The organism is Lentzea aerocolonigenes (genome assembly GCF_000974445.1).
Taxonomy (GTDB): domain Bacteria; phylum Actinomycetota; class Actinomycetes; order Mycobacteriales; family Pseudonocardiaceae; genus Lentzea; species Lentzea aerocolonigenes.
The window spans coordinates 57,212-79,235 of sequence record NZ_BBOJ01000007.1; the positions used below are offsets into that span (position 1 = coordinate 57,212).

The 22,024-nt window shown below is 70.3% G+C and carries 20 protein-coding genes; 11 read left to right on the top strand and 9 right to left on the bottom strand.

Features of this window, described 5'->3' with window-relative positions; all coding sequences use genetic code 11:
- Positions 1 to 72 precede the first annotated feature (72 nt).
- The 9 genes from AOM45_RS15020 (at position 73) to AOM45_RS15060 (ending at position 11,274) form a co-directional block, all read left to right on the top strand.
- The gene (locus AOM45_RS15020; protein ID WP_156093911.1) at positions 73 to 1,095 is read left to right on the top strand and encodes a LacI family DNA-binding transcriptional regulator; all 1,023 of its coding nucleotides are present in this window, start codon (positions 73 to 75) and stop codon (positions 1,093 to 1,095) included.
- A gap of 402 nt (positions 1,096 to 1,497) precedes the next feature.
- Positions 1,498 to 2,778 (top strand): ABC transporter substrate-binding protein, encoded by a 1,281-nt coding sequence (locus AOM45_RS15025; protein WP_030468636.1) that lies wholly within the window; start codon positions 1,498 to 1,500, stop codon positions 2,776 to 2,778.
- On the top strand, positions 2,778 to 3,737 hold the full coding sequence (locus tag AOM45_RS15030) for a carbohydrate ABC transporter permease (protein WP_030468635.1): 960 nt from the start codon (positions 2,778 to 2,780) through the stop codon (positions 3,735 to 3,737). Before AOM45_RS15025 ends, AOM45_RS15030 begins: the two co-directional genes overlap by 1 nt.
- A complete protein-coding gene (locus tag AOM45_RS15035; protein ID WP_030468634.1) occupies positions 3,734 to 4,552 on the top strand; it encodes a carbohydrate ABC transporter permease in 819 nt (272 codons plus the stop codon). Before AOM45_RS15030 ends, AOM45_RS15035 begins: the two co-directional genes overlap by 4 nt.
- Before the next feature lie 2 nt (positions 4,553 to 4,554).
- Entirely contained in the window at positions 4,555 to 5,934 is a 1,380-nt protein-coding gene (locus AOM45_RS15040) for a GH1 family beta-glucosidase (protein ID WP_081902221.1), read from the top strand.
- Entirely contained in the window at positions 5,931 to 6,950 is a 1,020-nt protein-coding gene (locus tag AOM45_RS15045) for a LacI family DNA-binding transcriptional regulator (protein WP_030468632.1), read from the top strand. The genes AOM45_RS15040 and AOM45_RS15045 overlap by 4 nt, the downstream gene beginning before the upstream one ends.
- 87 nt (positions 6,951 to 7,037) lie before the next feature.
- Entirely contained in the window at positions 7,038 to 7,373 is a 336-nt protein-coding gene (locus tag AOM45_RS15050; protein WP_156093910.1) for a hypothetical protein, read from the top strand.
- 275 nt (positions 7,374 to 7,648) lie between these two features.
- A complete protein-coding gene (locus AOM45_RS15055) occupies positions 7,649 to 9,658 on the top strand; it encodes a cellulose binding domain-containing protein (RefSeq protein WP_236703573.1) in 2,010 nt (669 codons plus the stop codon).
- Between the two features lie 17 nt (positions 9,659 to 9,675).
- Positions 9,676 to 11,274 carry a cellulase family glycosylhydrolase gene (locus AOM45_RS15060; protein WP_030468629.1) on the top strand — a complete coding sequence of 533 codons (1,599 nt, stop codon included), beginning with the start codon at positions 9,676 to 9,678 and terminating at the stop codon, positions 11,272 to 11,274.
- A gap of 73 nt (positions 11,275 to 11,347) precedes the next feature.
- On the opposite strand, the gene AOM45_RS15065 is transcribed toward AOM45_RS15060, so the two are convergent.
- Entirely contained in the window at positions 11,348 to 12,178 is an 831-nt protein-coding gene (locus AOM45_RS15065) for an alpha/beta fold hydrolase (protein WP_051783752.1), read from the bottom strand.
- 138 nt (positions 12,179 to 12,316) lie between these two features.
- Here AOM45_RS15065 and AOM45_RS52870 point away from each other — a divergent pair, with 138 nt between their 5' ends.
- Complete coding sequence (locus tag AOM45_RS52870; protein ID WP_051783750.1) at positions 12,317 to 13,951, top strand: helix-turn-helix transcriptional regulator; 1,635 nt, start codon at positions 12,317 to 12,319, stop codon at positions 13,949 to 13,951.
- 73 nt (positions 13,952 to 14,024) lie between these two features.
- On the opposite strand, the gene AOM45_RS15075 is transcribed toward AOM45_RS52870, so the two are convergent.
- Entirely contained in the window at positions 14,025 to 14,582 is a 558-nt protein-coding gene (locus tag AOM45_RS15075) for an NADPH-dependent FMN reductase (protein WP_030468626.1), read from the bottom strand.
- A gap of 86 nt (positions 14,583 to 14,668) precedes the next feature.
- Here AOM45_RS15075 and AOM45_RS15080 point away from each other — a divergent pair, with 86 nt between their 5' ends.
- Positions 14,669 to 15,271, top strand: a complete 603-nt coding sequence (locus tag AOM45_RS15080) for a TetR/AcrR family transcriptional regulator (protein ID WP_051783748.1) — start codon at positions 14,669 to 14,671, stop codon at positions 15,269 to 15,271.
- Here AOM45_RS15080 and larE read toward each other — a convergent pair.
- From larE to AOM45_RS15115, 7 genes are read right to left on the bottom strand one after another with little or no spacing between them, the layout of a single operon-like run.
- Positions 15,258 to 16,058, bottom strand: a complete 801-nt coding sequence (larE, locus tag AOM45_RS15085; protein ID WP_030468624.1) for an ATP-dependent sacrificial sulfur transferase LarE — start codon at positions 16,056 to 16,058, stop codon at positions 15,258 to 15,260. The two genes, AOM45_RS15080 and larE, sit on opposite strands and share 14 nt — an antisense overlap.
- Positions 16,058 to 17,197: a nickel pincer cofactor biosynthesis protein LarC gene (larC, locus tag AOM45_RS15090; protein WP_035910725.1), complete on the bottom strand. Its 1,140-nt coding sequence runs from the start codon at positions 17,195 to 17,197 to the stop codon at positions 16,058 to 16,060. Before larC ends, larE begins: the two co-directional genes overlap by 1 nt.
- Positions 17,198 to 17,255: 58 nt before the next feature.
- Complete coding sequence (gene larB, locus AOM45_RS15095; RefSeq protein WP_030468622.1) at positions 17,256 to 17,936, bottom strand: nickel pincer cofactor biosynthesis protein LarB; 681 nt, start codon at positions 17,934 to 17,936, stop codon at positions 17,256 to 17,258.
- Positions 17,933 to 19,054: a glycerate kinase gene (locus tag AOM45_RS15100; protein ID WP_156093909.1), complete on the bottom strand. Its 1,122-nt coding sequence runs from the start codon at positions 19,052 to 19,054 to the stop codon at positions 17,933 to 17,935. The genes larB and AOM45_RS15100 overlap by 4 nt, the downstream gene beginning before the upstream one ends.
- Entirely contained in the window at positions 19,051 to 20,334 is a 1,284-nt protein-coding gene (larA, locus tag AOM45_RS15105; protein WP_030468620.1) for a nickel-dependent lactate racemase, read from the bottom strand. The genes AOM45_RS15100 and larA overlap by 4 nt, the downstream gene beginning before the upstream one ends.
- Complete coding sequence (locus AOM45_RS15110) at positions 20,334 to 21,182, bottom strand: amidohydrolase family protein (RefSeq protein ID WP_030468619.1); 849 nt, start codon at positions 21,180 to 21,182, stop codon at positions 20,334 to 20,336. Before AOM45_RS15110 ends, larA begins: the two co-directional genes overlap by 1 nt.
- Positions 21,179 to 22,024, bottom strand: coding sequence for a fumarylacetoacetate hydrolase family protein (locus AOM45_RS15115; RefSeq protein WP_030468618.1), 846 nt, complete (start codon positions 22,022 to 22,024; stop codon positions 21,179 to 21,181). The genes AOM45_RS15110 and AOM45_RS15115 overlap by 4 nt, the downstream gene beginning before the upstream one ends.

The following is a 22,024-nucleotide window of genomic DNA, read 5'->3' on the forward strand; positions in this document are numbered from 1 at the left end:
GCTCTCACGGCCGACACGCGGCCGGTTCGGTCGAGTTCGAACTGACGGCCGCTGACTCCTACGATGTGCGGCATGACGGAGATTGACCGGCAGCGACGACCCGGCCCGCGGATCGATGAGGTCGCCCGGCTGGCCGGTGTGTCCAAGTCGACGGTCTCCAGGGTGATCAACGACGAGCAGTACGTGAGCGCCAAGGCCCGCGACGCCGTGCACACGGCGATCACCCGGCTCAAGTACAGCCCGAACCACGCCGCCCGGTCCCTCGCGGGCAGCAAGGCGAACGCCATCGCGCTGATCGTGTCCGAACAGGGCAGCAGGGTGCTCGGCGACCCGTTCTTCGCGGGCGTGCTGCGCGGCGTGCACGCGGAGCTCTCCGGGCGGCGCATCCAGCTGCTGCTGATGCTCAGCCGGCCGGAGGACCACGACGACCTCCTCGGCTACCTGGCGGGCGGTCACGTCGACGGAGCGCTGCTGGTGAGCCTGCACGGCGACGACCCGTTGCCGAACCTGCTGCACGAGATCGGCCTGCCGGTCGTCGTCGGCGGCCGCCCGCTCGGCACCGCCTCCGTGCCGTTCGTTGACTCCGACAACTTCACCGGCGGCCTGGACGCCGTGCGCCACCTGGTGTCGCTGGGCCGCAACAGGATCGCGACCGTCGCCGGCCCGCGCGACATGGCGGCGGGCCTCGATCGGCTCAGCGGCTGGCGCCGGGGCCTCGGCGAGGCGAAGCTCTCCGCGGACCTCGTGGTGGAGGCCGACTTCACGCCGGAGAGCGGCGCCCAGGCGATGACCGAGCTGCTCGACCGCGCGCCGGACATCGACGCCGTCTTCGTCGCCGCCGACATCATCGCGCTGGGCGTGTTGCAGGTCCTGCACGCCCGCGGCAGGCGGGTCCCGGAGGACGTGGCGGTGGTCGGGTTCGACGACTCGCTGCTCGCCTCGACCGCGACGCCGCCGCTCACCACGGTGCGGCAGGACGTCGAACAGCTCGGCCGCACGATGACGTGGCGGCTGCTGGGCGAGCTCGCCGGCGAGGAAGGGCTGCCGCCGTCGCTGTTGCTGCCGACCTCTTTGGTGCGTCGCGCGAGCGCCTAGGAAATCAGCGCGTACGACAGGTCGGAGCACTCGTCAGGGCCGAACGGCACGGCGCTGTTGCTGCATGCGCCGAGCCGATCCACGCGCCTGCCAGAGCGCCGCCGTCACCCGTTGGTCCGTGCGTCCACATCGTCCTTCGGCTGCCTGGACCACACGTCGCTGACGCGGTGCGTGCCTGAGGAAGCACTCAGTGTTAACCCATCGGACACACTTCCGGGAACGCTCCCAGTTGTCCCAACTGTGACCTGAGCCATGAATGGCGAGGTCATCCCGGTGTCAAGGCCCGAAACTGCCTGGTGCCGCCAGGAGTGTGGCTTGACACACGTTTGAATCCAGGGCGACACTCTGCCGCATCTGGGAGCGCTCCCAGAACCCGCCCGCCGAGACCAGAGGAGTTCTCCCGTGCGACACCGTTGGGTCAGCGTGCTGATCTGTGCCGCCGTGTCCGCCGCCGCCACCACTGCGTGCGGGTCGGGCGGGGCCAGTCAGTCCGGGGACGGAAAAACCGAACTCACGATCGCCACGTTCAACGAGTTCGGCTACGAGGACCTGTTCAAGGAGTACGAGGCGGCCCACCCGGACGTCAAGATCACTCAGCGCAAGACCGGACAGGGTCAGCCGCACCACCAGAACCTGTTCACCAAGCTGGGCGCCGGATCCGGGCTCGCCGACATCGAGGCGATCGAGGAGGGCTACCTCAGCCAGGTGATGTCGAAGTCCAGCCAGTTCAACGATCTCAAGGAGATCGGCCCGGCGGTCGAGGGAGACCGCTGGCTGAAGTGGAAGACCGAGGCCGTCACCACCAAGGACGGCAAGCTGATCGGCTACGGCACGGACATCGGCCCGCTCGCGATGTGCTACCGCAAGGACCTGTTCGCGCAGGCCGGTCTCCCGTCGGACCCGGAGGGCGTGAAGGCGCTCTTCGCCACGTGGGACGCGTACTTCGCGGCCGGTGACCAGTTCATCGCCAAGGTTCCGGGTGTCGCCTGGTTCGACAGCGCCGCCCAGGTCTTCAACGCGATGCACAACCAGCACGAGACCGGCTACTACGACAAGTCCGACAAGCTCGTCGTGGACACCAACCCCGACATCAAGGCCGACTGGACCGCGGTGACCACCGCTGTCTCGAAGGGGCAGTCGGCCAGGCTCGCGGCGTTCAGCCCCGAGTGGAACACCGGCTTCAAGCTCGGCAAGTTCGCCACCAAGACCTGCCCGTCGTGGATGCTGGGCGTGGTCGAGTCGCAGGCGGGCCCCGAGAACAAGGGCAAGTGGGCTGTCACCGACGCGTTCCCGAACGGTGGCGGCAACTGGGGTGGCTCGTACCTGAGCGTGCCGAAGCAGAGCAAGAACGCCAAGAAGGCCGCCGAGCTCGCGGCCTGGCTGACGGCTCCGGAGCAGCAGATCAAGGCGTTCAAGGCCAAGGGCACGTTCCCGAGCCAGGTCAAGGCTCTGAGCGACCCGGCTCTGCTGGAGCAGACCAACGCCTACTTCGGTGACGTCAAGGCCGGCGCGCTGTTCGCCACGCAGGCCAAGAAGGTCACGGCCGCGCAGTACAAGGGCCCGGCCGACGGCCAGATCCAGGAGACGGTGTTCAGCCCGGCGCTGCAGTCGGTCGAGCAGGGCAAGAGCGCCGACGAGGCCTGGAAGACCGCCGTCGAAGGCGCTCAGAAGGCGGCCAAGTAGTGACCGCCGTTCTCTCCAAGGTGGACCGCGGGCGAGCTGACGAGGCTCGCCCGCGGCCCCCGCGGCGACACCGTCTGTCCAAGCTGGACACGAAGGTCTCGCCGTACCTGTTCGTCGCGCCGTTCTTCCTCCTGTTCGGCGCGATCGGCATGTTCCCGTTGCTGTACACGGCCTACGTCTCCCTGTTCGACTGGGAGGTCGGCGCCGACGAACCGACGTTCATCGGGCTCGAAAACTACAAGACGCTGTTCGCGGACGACCAGTTCTGGAACGCGCTGTTCAACACGTTCAGCATCTTCGTGCTCTCCAGCGGTCCGCAGATCGTCGTCGCGGTCGCGCTCGCCGCGCTGCTGAACGAGAACCTGCGGGCCCGCACCGGCTGGCGGATGGGTGTCCTGCTCCCCTACGTCGCGAGCCTCGTGGCGCTGACGATCATCTTCGGCAACCTGTTCGGGCCGCAGTACGGTCTGGTCAACGACGTGCTCTCGGCCGTGGGCATCGGTCCGATCGACTGGCAGGCCGACACGTTCGGCAGCCACATCGCGATCGCGTCGATGGTCAACTGGCGCTGGACCGGCTACAACGCGCTGATCGTGCTCGCCGCGATGCAGGCCATCCCCCGTGACATCTACGAGGCGGCGGTCGTCGACGGCGCGAGCGCGCTGCGGCGGTTCTTCAGCATCACGCTGCCGTTGCTGAAGCCGACGCTGATCTTCGTGATCGTCACCTCGACGATCGGCGGTCTGCAGATCTTCACCGAGCCCAAGCTGTTCGAGCCGTCCGGCGGCAGCGGTGGCGGCGCGGAGCACCAGTACCAGACCGTCGTGCTCTACCTGTACCAGTCGGCGTTCCAGGGTCTCGACCTCGGTTACGCCTCCGCCATCGCCTGGGTGCTGTTCCTGATCATCATCAGCGTCGCCGGCCTCAACTTCTTCCTCACGAGGAGGGCGGTGCGATGACGAACCGCAGACCGTCTTTCCTGATCTACGGGTTGCTCGGCGCGTTCGTGCTCGGCTCGGCCTTCCCGTTCTACTGGTCGTTCCTCGTCGCGAGCCGCGACAACGCCGTGCTGACCGGGGACTTCACGCTGATCCCCGGCGGGAACTTCTTCTCCAACGCCATGCGGGTGTTCGACACCATCCCGTTCTGGAAGGCGCTGGCCAACAGCTTCATCGTCTCCGGGACCGTGACGGTGTCGGTGGTGCTGCTGTCCACGCTGGCCGGGTTCGCGTTCGCCAAGCTGCGGTTCCGCGGGCGCGGTGCGCTGTTCCTGTTCGTGGTGGCAACGTTGGCAGTGCCCACCCAGCTCGGCATCATCCCGCTGTACATGGCGATGGCCGAGTTCGGCTGGGCCGGTGAGCTCGAAGCCGTGATCGTGCCGAACCTCGTCACCGCGTTCGGTGTGTTCTGGATGAGGCAGTACCTGCTCGACGCCGTTCCCGACGAACTCGTCGAGGCTGCCCGCATGGACGGCTGCAGCCTGTGGCGGACTTTCTGGCACGTCGCTCTTCCCGCCGCCCGGCCTGCCGCCGCGATGCTGGGCGTGTTCACGTTCATGCAGTCCTGGAACGACTTCCTGTGGCCACTGGTCGTGTTGAACGCCGACAACCCGACCCTCCAGGTGGCCCTGGAGAAGCTCCAAAGCGGGTACTACGTCGACTACTCGCTCGTACTCGCCGGAACGACACTCGCAACGGTTCCGGTGCTCATCGTGTTCCTCGTGCTCGGGCGGCAGATCGTCGCCGGTGTGATGCAGGGCGCCGTCAAGGGGTGAAAATGGAGAACATTGTTTTCCCACAGGGTTTTCTGTGGGGAGCCGCCACCGCTGCGTTCCAGGTGGAGGGTGCGACCGAGCTCGACGGCCGCACCGACTCCATCTGGGACGAGTTCTGCCGGCAGCCCGGCAAGGTGGTCGGCGGCGACTGCGGTGAACCCGCCGCCGACCACTACCGCCGGTTCGAGCAGGACGTGGCGATGATGGCCGATCTCGGGCTCAAGGCGTACCGGTTCTCGATCGCCTGGCCGCGGGTGCGGCCGGACGGCGGCGACGTGAACCCGGCCGGGCTCGACTTCTACAAGCGGCTGATCGACACGTTGCTGGAGCACGACATCGTGCCGTGGCCGACGCTGTACCACTGGGACCTGCCGCAGAAGCTCGAGGAAGCGGGTGGCTGGGCCAACCGCGACACCGCGTTCCGGTTCGCCGACTACGCGGCCGCCACCGTGGAGGCGCTCGGTGACCGCGTCGGTACCTGGACGACGTTGAACGAGCCGTGGTGCTCGGCGTTCCTCGGCTACGCGTCGGGCGTGCACGCGCCGGGCCGCACCGACCCGCGCGCCGCTGTCGCCGCCGTGCACCACCTGTTGCTCGGGCACGGGCTCGCCTCCACCACGATCCGGGCCGCGGCACCGGACGCGAAGGTCGGCATCACGCTGAACATGTACCCGATCATCCCGGTCGACCCGAGCGATCCTTCGGACCTCGACGTCGCGCGCAGGCTCGACGGGTTGCAGCAGCGGATCTTCCTGGACCCGTTGCTGCGCGGCGAGTATCCCGCCGACATCCTCGCGGACCTCGAGCCGTTCGGGTTCGGCGAGCACGTGCGCGACGGCGACCTCGGCGTGATCTCCGCACCGATGGACATGCTCGGCGTCAACTACTACACCGAGCACTACGTCAGCTCGTCGCCCAACGGCAGCGAGCCCGGTCCGTCGCCGTGGGTGGGCGTGCAGCACGCGTCGTTCCCCCGCCGTGACGCGCCCAGGACCGACATGGACTGGGAAGTTCATCCGGACGGTCTCACCACCGTGCTGCTGCGGCTGCACCACGACTACCCGCGGCTTCCGCTCTACATCACGGAGAACGGCGCCGCGTTCCGCGACGACTTCTCCGGCAACGGTGCGATCGACGACGTCGACCGCACCGGCTACATCGCCTCGCACCTGCGCGCCGCTCACACGGCGATCAAGGCGGGGGTCGACCTGCGGGGCTACTTCTGCTGGTCGCTGCTGGACAACTTCGAGTGGGCCGAGGGGTACGCGAAGAGGTTCGGCATCGTCCACGTCGACTACGCCACCCAGATCCGGACCCCGAAGATGAGTGCGAGGTGGTTCAGCAGGGTGGCCCGCGACAACGCGCTCGTCAGCGTCTCATGACGGAAGGCAGGAGTCGCCGCCCCGGCCCGCGCATCGAGGAGGTCGCGCGCGTGGCCGGGGTGTCGAAGTCCACCGTCTCCCGGGTGATCAACGGAGAGAAGTACGTCAGCGAGCGGTCACGCCTGGCGGTGCACCGCGCGATCGCGATGCTCGGCTACAGCCCGAACCACGCCGCGAGGACCCTCGCGGGCAGCAGGGCCAACGCGATCGCGCTCGTGATCTCCGAACTGGGCAGCCGGGTGCTCGCCGACCCGTTCTTCGCCGGCGTGCTGCGCGGGGTGCACGCCGAGCTGGCGGGCCGGCACGTCCAGCTGCTGATGATGATGAACCAGCCGCTCGACGGCGAGGACCAGGTCGCCTACCTCACCGGCGGGCACGTCGACGGCGCGCTGGTGGTGAGCCTGCACGGCGAGGATCCGTTGCCGCGCACGCTGCACGAGACGGGGCTGCCCATCGTGGTGGGCGGCCGCCCTCTCGCGGGCGGCGCCGTCCCGTTCGTCGACTCGGACAACTTCAACGGCGCGTTGCAGGCGGTGCGCCTGCTGGTTTCCCTGGGCCGCACGAAGATCGCCACGATCGCGGGCCCGCACGACATGGCCGTCGGCATGGACCGGCTCAGCGGGTGGCGGTGCGGGCTCGCGGAGCACGGCATGTCCGTGGCCCTGGTGGTGCACAGCGACTTCACGCCGGAGAGCGGCGCGCTGGCGATGGAGGAGCTGCTGCGCAGAGCACCCGATCTCGACGCGGTGTTCGTGGCGGCCGACATCATGGCGCTGGGCGCGTTGAGAGTGCTGCAGGCGCGCGGTTACCGGATCCCCGACGACGTGGCGGTCGTGGGGTTCGACGACTCGGTGCTCGCGTCGACCGCCGTGCCCCCGCTCACCACCGTGCGGCAGGACGTCGAACAGTTCGGCCGCACCCTGACCTGGCGCCTGCTCTCCGAGCTCTCCGGCGACGAGAAACTGCCGCAGTCGATCCTGCTGCCGACCTCGCTGGTGCGCAGAACGAGCGCCTGACCTCCGCGCGAATCGAACACATTCGACGCGAAAGCAATTTCGCTCCAGCCTGAACCACAGTCAGGAGCAGGCCGTATTCACCACTGCGTGAGAACAGAGCGGGGGTTGCGAATGCAGGCAGGCAGGTTCTTCGACGAGTCACCGGACGACGCTCCAGCGCTGCCGGAAGAGGCGGTTCTGCGCGTGCTGTGGATGACCGCACAGGGAATGGTGTGGCCGTGGCTGTTGCAGAGCATGTGCCGCCCGGACGCGATCAAGCAGGCCCTGCAGGCGGAACTGATCTGGGCACCCGTCGGTGACCACCTCGGCTACCACATCACCGACGCGGGCAGGCGGCGGATTGTCGAGTGGTACCAGGAAAATCGTCCTGGGCGAGGTGCGGAGGACAACGCCGGCCACTGGCGTGCGGTCACCCAACGCTGACCGCACCGACAGCGACGCACCAGTGCGGGGTGTCGTCGCGGGCCCTGGACTCGGGCGCGGGTCCAGGGCCGTCGGCTGTGCACGGATGCTTTGTGCCCCAACGAAAACCCTCGCCGTTCGACTCGAATCGACTCGGGCAGCACACCATCAGGCGCTCCGAAACCTGAGCAGGGCAACAGAAATTCGTCGAAGGCTCCGAACGCCGTCTTGACCGCCGGCGCTCGAAGCCTGAGTCTGGGAGCGCTCCCAGACTCAGCGACGAGGACGTGATGCGCATGGCACGCCGCCGGCTCCTTCTGGTGATCGCGCTCGTCGCGGCCTGTCTGCCCGGGGTGGCGGCGGCGGCACCGGACGCCACCGTCGTGGTCAACGCGAAGGCGGCACTGGCGACCGTGCCGGACACCGCGATCGGCGTGAATCACGCGATCTGGGACGGCCAGCTCGGCACGAACGCGGTGAACGACCTGCTCGGCGACGCCGGCGTGCGGATGATGCGCTACCCCGGCGGTTCGTACGGCGACATCTACCACTGGAAGGACCACACGGCCCCCGGCGGGTACGTGGCGCCCAACACCGACTTCGACACGTTCATGGCCGGTGTGCGCAGGGCTCAGGCACAACCGATCATCATCGCCAACTACGGCACCGGCACACCGCAGGAAGCCGCCGACTGGGTCCACTACGCCAACGTGACCAAGGGCTACGGCGTGAAGTACTGGGAGATCGGCAACGAGCTCTACGGCAACGGGCACTACGGGGCCAACTGGGAGGCCGACAACCACCCTGACAAGAGCCCTGCCGGGTACGCCAGGGAAACCGTCGCGTTCGCCCAGGCGATGAAGGCGGCCGACCCCACGATCAAGGTCGGCGCGGTGCTCACCACCCCCGCGAACTGGCCGGACGCGATCGTCGGCACCGGGGACGCCTCGAGCTGGAACCAGACGGTGCTGTCGATCGCGGGCCCGCACGTGGACTTCGTGATCGTCCACTGGTACCCCGGCGGGTCCACGACCGCGCAGTCCCTGGCGAGCGCCGACCAGGTTCCCGACATGATGTACCTGCTGCGCCGGCAGATCACCCAGTACGCGGGGCCGGACGCGGACCGGCTCGGCATCGCCATGACCGAGATGAACGCCACGTACGGCCGCAACACCCAGCCGGGCGCGCTCTTCGCGGCGGAGGCCTACACGTCGTTGCTGGAGAACGGCGTCTTCACCGTCGACTGGTGGAACGTCCACAACGGAGCGACCAAGGCGTCCACTGTGGCCGGTCAGCCCGACTTCGACGACTTCGGCCTGCTCTCCAGCGGAACCTGCCTGGAGAACGGTCCCTGCGAACCGGCGCTCAACACGCCGTTCGCGCCGTACCACGCGCTGAAGATGCTGAGTCTCTTCGCCAGTCCCGGCGACCAGCTCGTCCGTGCGGGCTCAGGTGATCCGGCGATCAGGGCGCACGCGGCACGCCGGCCCAACGGTGATCTCTCCGTGCTGCTGCTCAACTCCGACGAGAACAACTCGCGCACGGTCGCCATCGACTACGCGGGTTACACGCCGTCCGCGAGTGCGCCGACCGTCCACACGTTCACCAACGGCGCCACCGGTGTCACGACGTCGACGGACGGCAGCGCGACGACCAGGACGCTGCCTCCGTTGTCGCTCACCACGCTCGTCCTGCATCCGTCGCACCCGGCCCGGCTTCCCGCCGCGCCCGGCAAGCCCAGCGCCTCCACCACCGACCGGACGGCGACGATCGCCTGGCCGTCCGTGCCCGGTGCGGTGAAGTACGAGATCCACCGCCAGCTCGGCACGACCAGCGAGCAGTGGGGCGAGACGCCGGGAACCTCGTTCACCGCCGCGAACCTCGACCCCGGCAGCAGGTACACCGTCAACGTGCTGGCCCGGGACGCCGCGGGTGCGCTGTCGTGGGCCTCTCCCCCGCTCACCGTCACCACCGGCAGCCCGGCGCAGAGCACCTGCACGGTCCGGCTGTCCAACGTGACCGACTGGGCCAGCGGGTGGGTCGGCAACGTCGAGATCACGAACGGCGGCACGCAGCCGATCGCCGACTGGACGCTGAACTTCACCTGGCCCACCGGCCTGCAACAGGTGTCGTCGGGCTGGAACGCGACGTGGGCGCAGTCCGGGAAGACGGTCACCGTCACCGGCTCCGCGCGCATCGAACCGAACGCGACGGTCAGCACCGGGTTCGTCGGCGCCTACACCGGGCCGAACATCCAGCCGTCGGCCTTCACGCTGAACGGAACTCTCTGTCACACGGCGTCTTGAACCACGAAGGAGAGCGCATGAAGCTGCGGCACAACGTTGTGGGCGCGCTGATCGCGGCTGTCGTGGCCGCGGCCGGGATGGTCGCCATCGGCACCGCCCCGGTCACGGCGGTGGCGGCCGCCGGCGGCACCGGCACCGGGTACCTGCACACCAGCGGGAACAAGATCCTGGACAGCACCGGCGCGACGATCCGGCTGACCGGCATCAACTGGTTCGGGATGGAGACCGACAACAAGACCTTCCACGGCCTGTGGGCCAGCCGCACGTGGCGCCAGCAGGTCGACCAGATGGCGCAGCTGGGCTACAACACGTTGCGCATCCCGTACTCGAACGACGCGCTGAAGCCCGACGCCAAGGCCACCGGCATCAACGACTACAGCAATCCCGACCTGGTCGGGCTGTCGCCGTTGCAGATCCTCGACAAGGTGATCGCCTACGCGGGCCAGAAGGGGATGCGCGTCATCCTCGACCGGCACCGGCCGACCAGCGCCGGGCAGTCCGCCCTCTGGTACACGGCGGGTGCCCCGGAGACCACGTGGATCAACGACTGGAAGATGCTCGCCCAGCGCTACGCGGGCAACACCACGGTCATCGGCGCCGACCTGCACAACGAGCCGCACGCCGAGGGCACCAACCCGGCCGCGACCGGTTCCTGCTGGGGTTGCGGCGACACCGCCCGCGACTGGCGGCTGGCCGCCGAACGCGCGGGCAACGCGATCCTGGGTGTGCAGCCGAACTGGCTGATCTTCGTCGAGGGCGTGAGCTGCCCGAGCGGCGGACTCTCGAACGTCTGGGACGGCGACCCGTCCAACGACGAGGACTGCGGCTGGTGGGGCGGGAACCTGTCGAAGGCGGGCCAGTTCCCGGTGCGGCTGTCCGTGGCCAACCGGTTGGTCTACTCCCCGCACGAGTACGCGACGTCGGTCTACAACCAGCCGTGGTTCAGTGCGCCCAACTACCCGGCGAACATGCCGGGGATCTGGGACAAGTACTGGGGTTACCTGTACAAGCAGAACATCGCGCCGCTGATGATGGGCGAGTTCGGCACCACGCTGGCCAATCCGGTCGACAAGGTGTGGCTGGAGAACCTCATGGCCTACACCGGGACCGGCGTCAACGGCATGTCGTTCACCTACTGGTCGTGGAACCCGAACTCCGGTGACACGGGCGGCATCCTGAACGACGACTGGACCACGGTCAACCAGGCGAAGCAGAACATCCTGCAGCCGTACCTCATCCCGCCGGCCGGTGGTCCCGGCCCGACGACCACCACCACCACCACCACGACCGGCGGCGGTGGCACCGGCGCGTGCAAGTCGGCGTGGAAGCTCGACAACTCGTGGCAGGGCGGCTTCCAGGGCGCGTTGACCGTCACCAACACCGGGACGGACGCGGCCAACCCGTGGAAGGTGACGTTCACGCTGCCCAGCGGGGTCACCATCTCCAACGGCTGGAACGGCACCTTCAGCCAGAGCGGCGCCACGGTCACGGTGACCGCGCCGTCGCACGCCCCGTCGCTGGGTGCTGGGGCGTCGGTGTCGCTCGGCTTCACGGCCAACGGCACGACGGCGGCGCCTTCCGCGGTGACGCTCAACCAGTTACCCTGCACCGCCTGACGCTGAACGCACGCGGGGCGCTTTCGTACGCCAGAAGCGTACGAAAGCTCCCCGCGTGTACTTCTGCAGCGATTCAGACGGTGGCGGCGGCGCTGTGCCGTGAGACGAAAGCGGCGATCGGCTCCGCGACGGCCGCGGGAGCCGTGGTGACGGAGAAGTGGTCGCCGCCCTGAAGGACGGACTCCTCGCACCCCGGGAACAGCTCGCGCAGGAAGGCCCTGGTCGCCGGGGTGATCGCGTTCCCAGGGGCGGCGCTCCAGGAGAGCACCGGGCAGTCGATCACTGCCGCCTGCTCGGGCCCGTAGCTCCACCCGACCAGTGCGGGCGCTTCTCCCTCGACGAACGTGGCCGCGTCCCTCATGCCCTGGTCGACGACGCCCGGACCGGCTGCTCGCGCGGCCGCACGCCAGTCCAGCCCGGTCGGCTCGAAGAGCGCGTCGAAAGCGCCCGCGACGTCGCCCGCCTGGTAGTGCCCCGCCATCGCCTCGAACGCGGGCCCCAGCGTTCCCAACAGCTCCGCGTACTCGCTCGCCACCAGCCAGCTGCTCGACGGCAACGGCTCGAGCAGCGCCAGCGAGCGCACCCGGTCCGGGTGGGAGGAGGCGAGCACGAGAGCGATCATCGCGCCCTCGGAGTGTCCGACGACGTGTGCCCGGTCCACGTCGAGGTGGTCCATCAGGGCGATGATGTCGGCCGCCTGCACGTCGAACCCACCGGCCGGTCCGCCCGTCGTCCCGTACCCGCGCCGGTGGTGGCGGATCCTCCTGCACTCGCCGAACGCCGGTTGTGCCGCCAGCGGGCGGAGGAAGTCCGCGTAGATCGCACCGTGGACGAACAGCACCGGTTCGCCGTCGCCCTGATCGTCGTAGGCCAGTTCGATGCCGTTCACGTTCGTCGTCCTCATCGGAACCCCCTTGGTTCGAAGTGGTGGGTCCGAGACTCGCCGTCCGAGGGGCCGGGCGGATCGGCACTGGCTGCCAACCCGGGGTCCGGGGCGTGGGTACAACTACCCAACTCCACTTCGGAGGGTCATTCTGAAGGCGTGAAGGCCGTCGCCACGGCTCACCTCACCCGTGCTCGGGAGCTGCACCGCGACTCCCGCTGGGAGGAGGCGTGTACCGAGTACGCCGTGGCCGACACCGAGGACCCCCTCGCCGTCGAGGACCTGGAGTCGTTCGCCGAGGCGGCCCAGGTCTGCGCCAGGAGTGACGAGGCGGTCACCCTGCTCCGGCGCGTGTTCGACCTCCGCGTCGGCCGCGGCGAGCTCGACGAGGCGGCGCAGGTCGCGTTCTGGCTGTGGTGGGTGCTGTTGAACACCAACCAGCACGTCGAAGCCAACGGCTGGCTCAGGCAGACGGGCCGCGTCCTCGGCCCGGTCACCAGTCTGTGGCTGAGGATCCCCGAGGCGATGTTCGAGGCGACGACGGGCGACCGCTCCCGTGCCGAGGAGCTGCTGGGGGCGGTCGTCGGCGAAGGCCGGGGCGAGGTGATCCCCTGGGCGTTGTGCCTGTGGGGCCAGACCCTCATCGACGGCGGGCGGCTGGCGGACGGGCTCGACCGCCTGGAGGAGGCGATGGCCGTGCTGCTCGACCACGGCCTGTCGCCGCGCGTCACGCCGTGGATCTACTGCGCCGCCGTCCGCGGGTGCTGTCTCGCCCGCGACTTCGCGCGTGCCAGGGCGTGGAACCGGTCGATGGCCAGGTGGCTCGACTCGTTGAGCAGCCTGCGAGGCGCGTATCTCGGGAACTGCCGCATCTACCGTTCGCGGTTGATGTGCCTCAACGGTGCCTGGCCCGCTGCCCTCGACGAGATCGCCGAGGTCTGCGACGACCTCGACGGCCACACCGGGTGGATCTGCGGTCACGCGTACTACCAGCTCGGTGAGGTCCGCCGGCTGCGCGGCGAGTGGGTCGCCGCGGAGGACGCCTACCGGCGCGCGGCGGAACACGGCTGCCCGACGCAGCCCGGACTCGGCCTCCTGCGGCTCGCGGAAGGGGACGTCGGCGCCGCGTCGGCGGGTGTCCGCCGGGCGCTGACCGAGGTGATCTCGAAGCCCGACCGCCTCGACCTGCTGGAGGCCGCGATCGCCATCCACCTGGAGGCGGGGAGGATCGAGGCGGCCAGGGACGCGCTGGCCGAGTTCGAGGAGATCACGGCGGAGCTGGCGATGCCGGTCATCGAGGCCGGACGATCCGCCGTCGCGGGCGCGCTGGCTCTCGCGGAGGGTGATCCCGCAGGCGCGTTGCCACTGCTGCGGCGGGCCGTCGGCACCTGGGAGGACCAGAACGCCCCGCACGAGGTGGCCAAGCTGAACGTCCTGATCGGCAGGGCCTGCCACGCGCTCGGCGACCACGACGGCGCGCGGCTCGAGTTCTCCGCGGCCAGGAAGACCTTCGAACGGCTCGGTGCGCGCCCGGACCTGGCCGCGCTGGACCGGGTCGTCGCCGCACTGGACGGTGCGGCCGGAGCGCACGGGCTCACCCGGCGCGAGACCGAGGTCCTCCGGCTCATCGCGCGTGGCAAGGCGAACCGTGCGATCGCCGAGGAGCTGCACCTCAGCGAACGCACGGTCCACCGTCACGTTTCCAACATCTTCACCAAGCTCGACGTCGACTCACGCACCGCGGCGGTCGCTTACGGGATCAAGCACCGCATCGTCGAGATGGGCACCCTCTGAGGCTGAACGCACGCGGGGCCCTTTCGTGCACCAGGAGTGAACGAAAGCGCCCCGCGTGTACTTCTGCAGCGATTCAGACGGTGGCGGAGGTGCGGGCGGCCAGGCCCTCGATGACGCCGCTCAGCTTCTCGGTGACCTCGGGGTCGTCGACCGGGTGGAGCTCGGCGAAGCGGACCACCGAGGAGGGGATCGACAGCGTCAGGTCCTCGGCGACCTCGGCACCGGCGATCTTGGCGGCCTTGCGGGCCTCGTCCTGGGCCCACACGCCGCCGTACTGGCCGAACGCGGTGCCGACGACGGCGACCGGCTTGCCGGCCAGGGCACCGGCGCCGTAGGGCCGCGACAGCCAGTCGATGGCGTTCTTCAGCACGGCGGGAATGGTGCCGTTGTACTCGGGCGAGACCAGCAGCAGTGCGTCGGCGTCGGCGGCTGCCTCGCGGAGCTTGATCGCGGCGGCGGGGACGCTGCCCTCGGCGTCGATGTCCTCGTTGTAGAACGGCACCGTGTCCAGACCGTCGTACAGGCCGACCTCGACGTGCTCCGGCGCGATCTGGGCCGCGGCCTCGGCGAGCCTGCGGTTGGTCGAGCCGGCGCGGAGGCTGCCGACGAGGGTGAGGATGCGGACGGCCATGACGAACTCCCAGTTGCAAGCTGTGGTTGAACGGTCCTCAGCGTAAACGGGACGCGGCCCGTTTATCTTCCGGCTAGGCTGCGAAGGTGATCGACGGCACATCTCTGCCCCTCCTGGGCGCCGAAACGCCCCTGCGTGCGGACGCCGTGCGCAACCGCGCCCTCCTGCTGGAGGCTGCGGCGCGGCTGGCGGCCGAACGCGGCGCGGGTGCCATCACGATGGAGACGGTGGCCGCCGCCGCGGGGGTCGGGAAGGGCACCGTGTCGCGGCGCTTCGGCGACCGCAACGGACTGCTCCAGGCCCTGCTCGACCACACGGAGCAGGTGTTCCAGAAGGCGTTCCTCAGCGGTCCACCGCCACTGGGACCCGACGCGGACCCGGCGACGCGGCTGCGGGCGTTCGGACCGGCTCTGCTGCGCCACGAACACGCCCAGCACGACCTCTACCTGGCCGCGGAGCCCGCGGGTGACCGCAAGTTCACGGTCCCGCCTCGCCGCCTGCGCCACACGCACGTCGCGGCGCTCGTGCGCGCGGTCCTCCCGGACGCCGACGCCGAACTGCTGGCCCACACCCTGCTGTCCACAGTGGACGTGGTGCTGGTCGACCACCTGGTCCGCGGGCACGGCTTTTCGCTGGAACGGGTCGAGGCCGGCTGGCACGACCTGCTCGACCGGCTCACTCGTGGTTGAGCGCCCCTGACCGGAAGACCGCGAGCTCGGCGCGTTCGAAACCCGCCGTCTTGACCAGGTCGGCCAGTGCCTGCTCGATCGCCGGTGTTTCGGCGAGGTGCTGGTCGAGCTCGACCCGTGCGACGTCGCCCAGGTCGCGGACTCGGAGGTCCCTGCTCGGGGTGCCCGCTTCGGCGAGCCACGCCCTGGTCGCCTGCTCCGCGCGTTCCACCCTCGCCAGCCGCGCGGGCGTGATCGTCAGCCCGTACCGCACCCGGCTGGCCAGGCACGGTTGCGCTGGTTTGTCCCACGTGGACAGTTCCCAGTGCAGGCTCACCGCCCGGACGTCGGCCTTCGTCATCCCGAGGTCGCGCAACGGCGTGTGCACCCCGATCTCGTCACCGGCCCTGATGCCCGGCCGGAACGGGTCCCTCGCGTCGTCGGCGTTCGTCCCGGTCGCGACCGCCGGGATGCCCTGCTCCCGCGCGACCTCGGTGATGGCGTCCAGGACGGTGGACTTGCAGAAGTAGCAGCGGTCGCGGCCGTTCGCGACGTAGCCGGGGTTGTCCAGCTCGGTGGTGCCGGGCGCGATGTGCCGCACGCCGAGGTCCTGGGCGAACGCGGCCGCGTGCCGCAGTTCGGCGGCGGCGAGGCTCGCGGAGTCGGCGGTGACCGCGAGGACCGCCGCCGGCCCGTTGGCGCGGACCGCGGCCGCGAGGACCAGTGCGGAGTCCGTGCCTCCGGAGAAGGCGACGGCGACCGGCCCGATCTCGGCGAGCTCGGCGACGAGCCGGGTGGCGATGTCCATCAGGGCTGCTCCTTCTCCGCGGCCGCCAGCACCGCCCGCAACGGCAGCCCCGTCTGCCTGGCCACCGCGACGGCGTCGTCGTACTCGGGTTTGCCGCGGTGCGGACCGTGCTTGCGACGCACCGGCATGCCGTGCACGAGCACGGTCTCGGTGGTGCGCGCGACCGCGGTGCGCCGGACCGTGGTCCACCGCACGCCGAGGGTTCCGGTCTCGGCGAACAGCAGCCGTTCGACCTCTTCGGCGGCCTCCGGGGTCACCAGGGCGTGCAGGACGTGCGCCGGCCGCCCCTTCTTCATGACGGCGGGGGTGATCCAGCTGTCGAGGGCACCCCGCTCGAGCAGCAACTCGGCGACGTGCCCGAGAACCTCTCCGGTGATGTCGTCGAGGTTCGTCTCCAGCACGACCAGGTCCCGCACGTCGGCCTCGGCCTCACCGAGCCGGACGACCGCGACGTTGGGCCGGTCGGGCAGCGTGCGCGTGCCGGCGCCGTACCCGGTGGCGCGCAACAGCATGGGAGGCGGGGGTCGGTAGTCGGCGTTCAGGGCGCGGAGCAGTGCGGCGGCCGTGGGCGTGACCGTCTCGCCGGTCAACGACGTCCCGGTGACCTGCGCGCCTTCGAGCAACTTCGCGGTGGCCGGAGCCGGGCACGGCAGGAGTCCGTGGGCGGTGCGGATGGTGCCGGTGCCGAGCGGCAGCGGTTCGCAGTGGACGGTGCGGACTTCGAGAGCGTGCAGCGCGGCGGCGACCCCGACGACGTCGACGAGGGTGTCGTGGCCGCCGAGCTCGTGCAGGTGCACCTCGTCGGAGTGCTCGCCGTGCAGCCGGCCCTCGACCTCGGCGATGGCTCTCAGGGCGGCGACCGCTGTGTCGGCCACCGCGCGGTTGCGGACTCGGCCGGCCATGGCGATCAGTTCGGCGGCCTTGCGGGAGGTGGCGTGGTCGGAGACGGACACCGTGGCCTGGGCGGCGGTGAGGCCGTGAGTGGTGACGCTCGGGACGGTGAGGTCCCAGCCCGTCAGGCCGGTGTCGGTGATCGCGGCGCGGATGGCGTCGAGCGGGGCCCCGGCGTCGACCAGGGCGGCGAGGAGCATGTCGCCGGCCAGGCCGGTGAACGGGGAGATGACGCAGATGCAGGTCATGGGGCGCTCCGGCGGGCCGCGTGGGAGGGGTGGGGTGAGGTGTTACAGCTGACGAGGGTCACGACGTGCTGCTCCGGCACGCCACCCGCGACAACCGGAACGCCGCCATCGCCGCACCGAACCCCGAGTCGATGTTCACCACGGTGATCCCGGCCGCACACGACGCGTGCATCGCCAGCAACGCCGTCACGCCCTCCAGCCCCGCGCCGTACCCGGTCGAGGTCGGCACCGCGACCACCGGGCACGCGACCAGGCCGCCGATCGCGCTCGCCAGCGCGCCCTCCATGCCCGCCACCACGATGACGGTGTCCGCGGCGCGCAGGCGGTCCTGTTCGGCGAGGAGGCGGTGCAGGCCCGCCACGCCCACGTCCGTGACGAGGGTGACGTCCAGGCCCACCGCCGTGGCGATCGCGGCGGCTTCCAGGGCCACCGGCTGGTCCGCGGTGCCTGCCGCGGCGACGACGACTGTGAACGTCGTGCGTGGTGCTGGGCGCCACACGAGCAGGCGGGCCGACTCGTCGTACGAGCCGCCCGGCACGGCGTCCAGAACCTCGGAAGCGGACGTGACACGCGTGACGAGGACCGGGCCGTCGTTGTGCTGCAACAAGGTTCGCACGATCGACACGATCTGCGGAGCTGTCTTGCCGGTGCCGTAGACGACCTCGGGGAGTCCCTGGCGCGCCTCGCGGCCGACGTCCACGCGTGCGAAGCCGAGGTCGACCGCATCGGATCCGGTCACGCCGCTCCTCCCCGCTCCACGACCGAAGTCAGTTCGCGGCCGATCTGCGCCAGCAGCTCGGGAGCCCGGGAGATCGCGGGTTCCAGGGCGCCCGCGCGCTCCAGCAACGACCACGCGCCGACGATGCCCGCCGATCGCAGGTCAGCCACCTGGAGCCGGACGTCTCCCGCGACCACGACGACTGGTACGCCGTGCCGGGCGGCTGCCTCGGCCACGCCCACGGGTGCCTTGCCGCGCAGGCTCTGCGCGTCGAACCGACCCTCGCCGACCACGACGAGCGAGGCGCCGCGCAGGGCTTCCTCGAGGCCGATCTCGCCCAGCACGAACTCGGCTCCGGACACGCGCTGGGCGCCGAGGGCCGCCAACGCCGCGAAACCCGCGCCGCCCGCCGCGCCCGCGCCGGGTGACGAGCTCATGTCACGGCCGGTCGCGCGGGTCATCACCGCGGCGAACTCGCGCAGGCCGCGCTCCAGCACCTCGACGTCGCGCGGTGAGGCGCCCTTCTGCGGGCCGAACACCGCGGCAGCACCGGAAGGACCGGTCAACGGGTTGTCCACATCGGACATGAGCGACACGCGCGCCAGACGTAACCGGAAGTCCAAAGAGGACAAGTCGACGTGCGCCACCCCGGTCAACGCGGCACCGCCCGGACCCAGCGGCACGCCGCGGGAGTCGGTGATGCGGGCGCCGAGTGCGCGCAGCAGGCCCGCTCCCCCGTCGGTCGTCGCGCTGCCGCCCACCGCGAGGACGATGTCGAGGCAGCCGTGGTCCAGCGCGGCACGGATCAACGCGCCGGTCCCGTGGCTGTCGGCCACGAGCGGCGCCGGTTCACCGCCCGGCAGCAGGTCGAGCCCGCTGGCCCTGGCCATCTCGATCACCGCACGGGTGCCGCGCACCGCGAACGCCGCACGCACCGGACGTCCGGTCGGCCCGGTCACGTCGGCCTGCACCTCGCGATAACCGGCCCGCGCCAACGCTTCCAGCGTTCCTTCGCCGCCGTCGGCGACCGGCATCGCCGTCGCGCGCCCGCCGGCCTCCGCAACACCCTTCACGACCGCCGCGCACGCCTGTGCCGCGGTGAGGCATCCCCGGAACTTGTCCAGGCACACGAGAATCACCGGCGCACCCCCTCGACGTAAGGAATCGTCTGCGGCCCCTCCGGCAGCACACAAAGCCGAGCGTCCGGTCCTGCCGCCGCCAACGCCTCGGCCACCGCGAGAGAAATGTCCGCGGTCTGCGACAGATGTGCGGTCGCCAGCTGAGCATCGCTCAGGTGCGAGGTGCGCATCACCACCCGGCAGTCGGCCTGGATGCGGGCCTGGATCTGCACCTGCCACTGGTCCGGCACGGTGACCTCCCGCGACGAGATCTCGGCGAACAACGCCGCCGGCGAGTCCGCGGAGGCCAGCACCTCGCGGTACGAGCCGTGGTCGGGGAACCCGTCGCGGCACTCGGCGGCGCACACGATCGTGCCGCCCGGCTTCACCACCTCGTAGGCCGCCGACATCCCCTTCACCGCCTGGTAGAGGTTCTGGTCCAGCGGATAGCCGGAGTTCGTCGTCACCACCACGTCGAACAGCTGCGGCACCGGCTGCATCGCCACCGAACGAGCCGTGCGCACGGCGGCGGCGTGCATCGCCAGCAGATCACCACCGAACGCGGCGACGACCTCCTTGTCCTGGTTCAGCACCACGTCGAACCCGAACGTCACCCCGGTCGCGGCCGCGATGGCACGCACGTCGTCGTGCACCGGGTTGCCCTCGATGATCCCCCACGTCGCCCGCGGGTGCCCGATCCGGCGCGCGTCGTGCAGCACCAGCACGGTCTCCAGCGCGGCGAGGCCGGGCGCGACCAGCTTCGGCCCGCCGGAGAACCCGGCGAAGAAGTGCGGTTCGACGAACCCCGTGGTGATCCGCACGTCCGCGTCCACCCACTCGCTGTTGAGCCACACCGGCACGTCCGCACCGAGCGTTCCCATCCACGTCAGGCTCGCGCGGTCGCGGGCGTCGTGGTTCACGATCCGCACCGTGTCGACCACCTCGTCACCGAACATCGCGCGCAGCTCCGCCTCGGTGTTGCCGCGGTGCGTTCCGGTCGCGACCAGCACGACGACGTCGGCGAGGTCGACCAGTCCGTCGAGCTCCTCCAGGATCGCCGGGATCATCAGGTGCCTGGGCTGCGGCCGCGTCCCGTCGCAGGCGGAGATCGCGACGGTCTGGCCGCGGCGCACGCGGTCCCGCAACGGCGGACCCGCCACCGGTTCACGCAACGCCCGGCGCAGAACTTCCCGCGGCGGCGCGGAAACCGGGTGGTGCTTCGGCGTCACGACCGTCGTCACCGCCGGGTCGACGCGCAGGTCCAGCCCCGTCTCGCCGTAGGCCAGGCGCACGGTGTCCATCACTTCGCTCCCAAGTAGACGCGCTCCGCCGTACCGCCGAACACGAGGTCGCGTTCGGCGGCGCTGAGCCCGGAGGTCAGCTCCTCCGCGACCTGGACGACCTCCTCGTAGGACGCCGCGAGCAGGCAGACCGGCCAGTCCGTGCCGACCATCAGCCGCTCGGGGCCGAACGCCTGCAGCGCAACGTCCACGTAGGGCCGGAAGTCGTCGACAGTCCACTGAGGACCTGCTTCCGTGACGAGACCCGACAGCTTGGCGGTCACGTTCGGCAACGCCGCGAGTGCCGCCAGATGCGCCGACCACGGCTCCAGCGAGCGTCCGGCGATGTCCGGTTTGGACAGGTGGTCCAGCACGAACACCAGGTCCGGCACCGTCCGCACCGCCTCGAGCGCCGCGGGCAGCTGGTGCGGGCGAGTCAGCACGTCGTAGACCAGCCCCGCGTCCCGCACGGCCCGCAGTCCCGCGATCACGTCGGCGCGCAGCAGCCAGTGCGGGTCCGGTTCGGCCTGCACCAGGTGCCGGACACCCACCAGCCGGTCGCCGCCCGGTCCCGACCGCAGCCGGTCCAGCTGCTCGGCGACGTCGGGCGCGGTGAGGTCGACCCATCCGACGACACCCTCGATCAGGTCGGAGTTCCCCGCCACCGCGAGGAACTCCGCCGTCTCGTCGACGTCGTTGAGCACCTGGACGAGCACCGTGGCGTCGACCCCGGCCGGTCCGGCCACCGCGCTCAGGTCCTCCGGCCCGAAGTCGCGCCGGATCACGTCCAGCTCGTCGAGCCACTCCTGCGGCCGCGCGGAGAGATCCCACAGGTGGTGGTGGGCGTCGACGCGCCGCGCCGCGGTCATGCCTGACCGATCCGCTGCCGCTGCACGCCGAGCCGGTCGATCGCGAGCTCGACCGAGTCTCCGGCGCGCAGGTACTCGAAGTCGTTCACGCCGAGCGCCACCCCCGCGGGCGTACCCGTGTTCACGACGTCACCGGGTTCGAGGACCATGAACTGGCTGAGGTACCAGATGACGTGGTGGACGCCGAAGAGCATGTTCTTCGTGTTGCCGTCCTGCCGCAGTTCGCCGTTCACACTCAGCCTCAGGCCGAGCGCCTGCGGGTCGCCCACCTCGTCGGCGGTGACCAGCCACGGCCCCAGCGGGTTGAACGTCTCGCAGGACTTGCCCTTGGTCCACTGGCCGCCGCGTTCGATCTGGAACTCGCGTTCGCTGACGTCGTTGGAGATCGCGTAGCCCGCGATGACCGCCGCCGCGTCCTGCGGGCTCTCCAGGTACCTCGCGGGCGCGCCCAGCACGACCGCCAGCTCCACCTCGTAGTCGGTCTTCACGCTCCCCCGAGGCACGAGCACCGTGTCGTCCGGCCCGACGACCGTGTTGGTGTTCTTCATGAACACCACGGGTTCGGCGGGCGGTTCCGCCGACGTCTCCGCCGCGTGGTCGGAGTAGTTGAGGCCGATGCAGATCAGGGCGCCGGGACGGGCGACGGGCGCGCCGATCCGCAGGCCCGTGACGTCCAGCTCCGGCAGGCCGGGCAGGGCGTCGCGCACCCGCGCCACGCCACCGCCCGCCAGGAAATCGCCGTTGATCTCACTCGTCACCGGGCGCAGGTCGCGCGCCTGGCCCGCGTCGTCGAGCACCGCGGGGATCTCGGAGCCCTTCTCACCCACTCTGAGCAGTCGCAT

Excerpts from the sequence above, each read along its gene's own strand:
- AOM45_RS15020 (WP_156093911.1), top strand. The coding sequence starts at position 73 with ATGACGGAGATTGACCGGCAGCGACGACCCGGCCCGCGGATCGATGAG.
- AOM45_RS15035 (WP_030468634.1), top strand. The coding sequence starts at position 3,734 with ATGACGAACCGCAGACCGTCTTTCCTGATCTACGGGTTGCTCGGCGCG.
- AOM45_RS15040 (WP_081902221.1), top strand. The coding sequence starts at position 4,555 with ATGGAGAACATTGTTTTCCCACAGGGTTTTCTGTGGGGAGCCGCCACC.
- AOM45_RS15045 (WP_030468632.1), top strand. The coding sequence starts at position 5,931 with ATGACGGAAGGCAGGAGTCGCCGCCCCGGCCCGCGCATCGAGGAGGTC.
- AOM45_RS15055 (WP_236703573.1), top strand. The coding sequence starts at position 7,649 with ATGGCACGCCGCCGGCTCCTTCTGGTGATCGCGCTCGTCGCGGCCTGT.
- AOM45_RS15060 (WP_030468629.1), top strand. The coding sequence starts at position 9,676 with ATGAAGCTGCGGCACAACGTTGTGGGCGCGCTGATCGCGGCTGTCGTG.
- AOM45_RS15065 (WP_051783752.1), bottom strand. The coding sequence starts at position 12,178 with ATGAGGACGACGAACGTGAACGGCATCGAACTGGCCTACGACGATCAG.
- AOM45_RS15075 (WP_030468626.1), bottom strand. The coding sequence starts at position 14,582 with ATGGCCGTCCGCATCCTCACCCTCGTCGGCAGCCTCCGCGCCGGCTCG.
- larE (WP_030468624.1), bottom strand. The coding sequence starts at position 16,058 with ATGGACATCGCCACCCGGCTCGTCGCCGAGCTCGCCGAGATCGGGCCG.
- larC (WP_035910725.1), bottom strand. The coding sequence starts at position 17,197 with ATGACCTGCATCTGCGTCATCTCCCCGTTCACCGGCCTGGCCGGCGAC.
- larA (WP_030468620.1), bottom strand. The coding sequence starts at position 20,334 with ATGGACACCGTGCGCCTGGCCTACGGCGAGACGGGGCTGGACCTGCGC.
- AOM45_RS15110 (WP_030468619.1), bottom strand. The coding sequence starts at position 21,182 with ATGACCGCGGCGCGGCGCGTCGACGCCCACCACCACCTGTGGGATCTC.
- AOM45_RS15115 (WP_030468618.1), bottom strand. The coding sequence starts at position 22,024 with ATGCGACTGCTCAGAGTGGGTGAGAAGGGCTCCGAGATCCCCGCGGTG.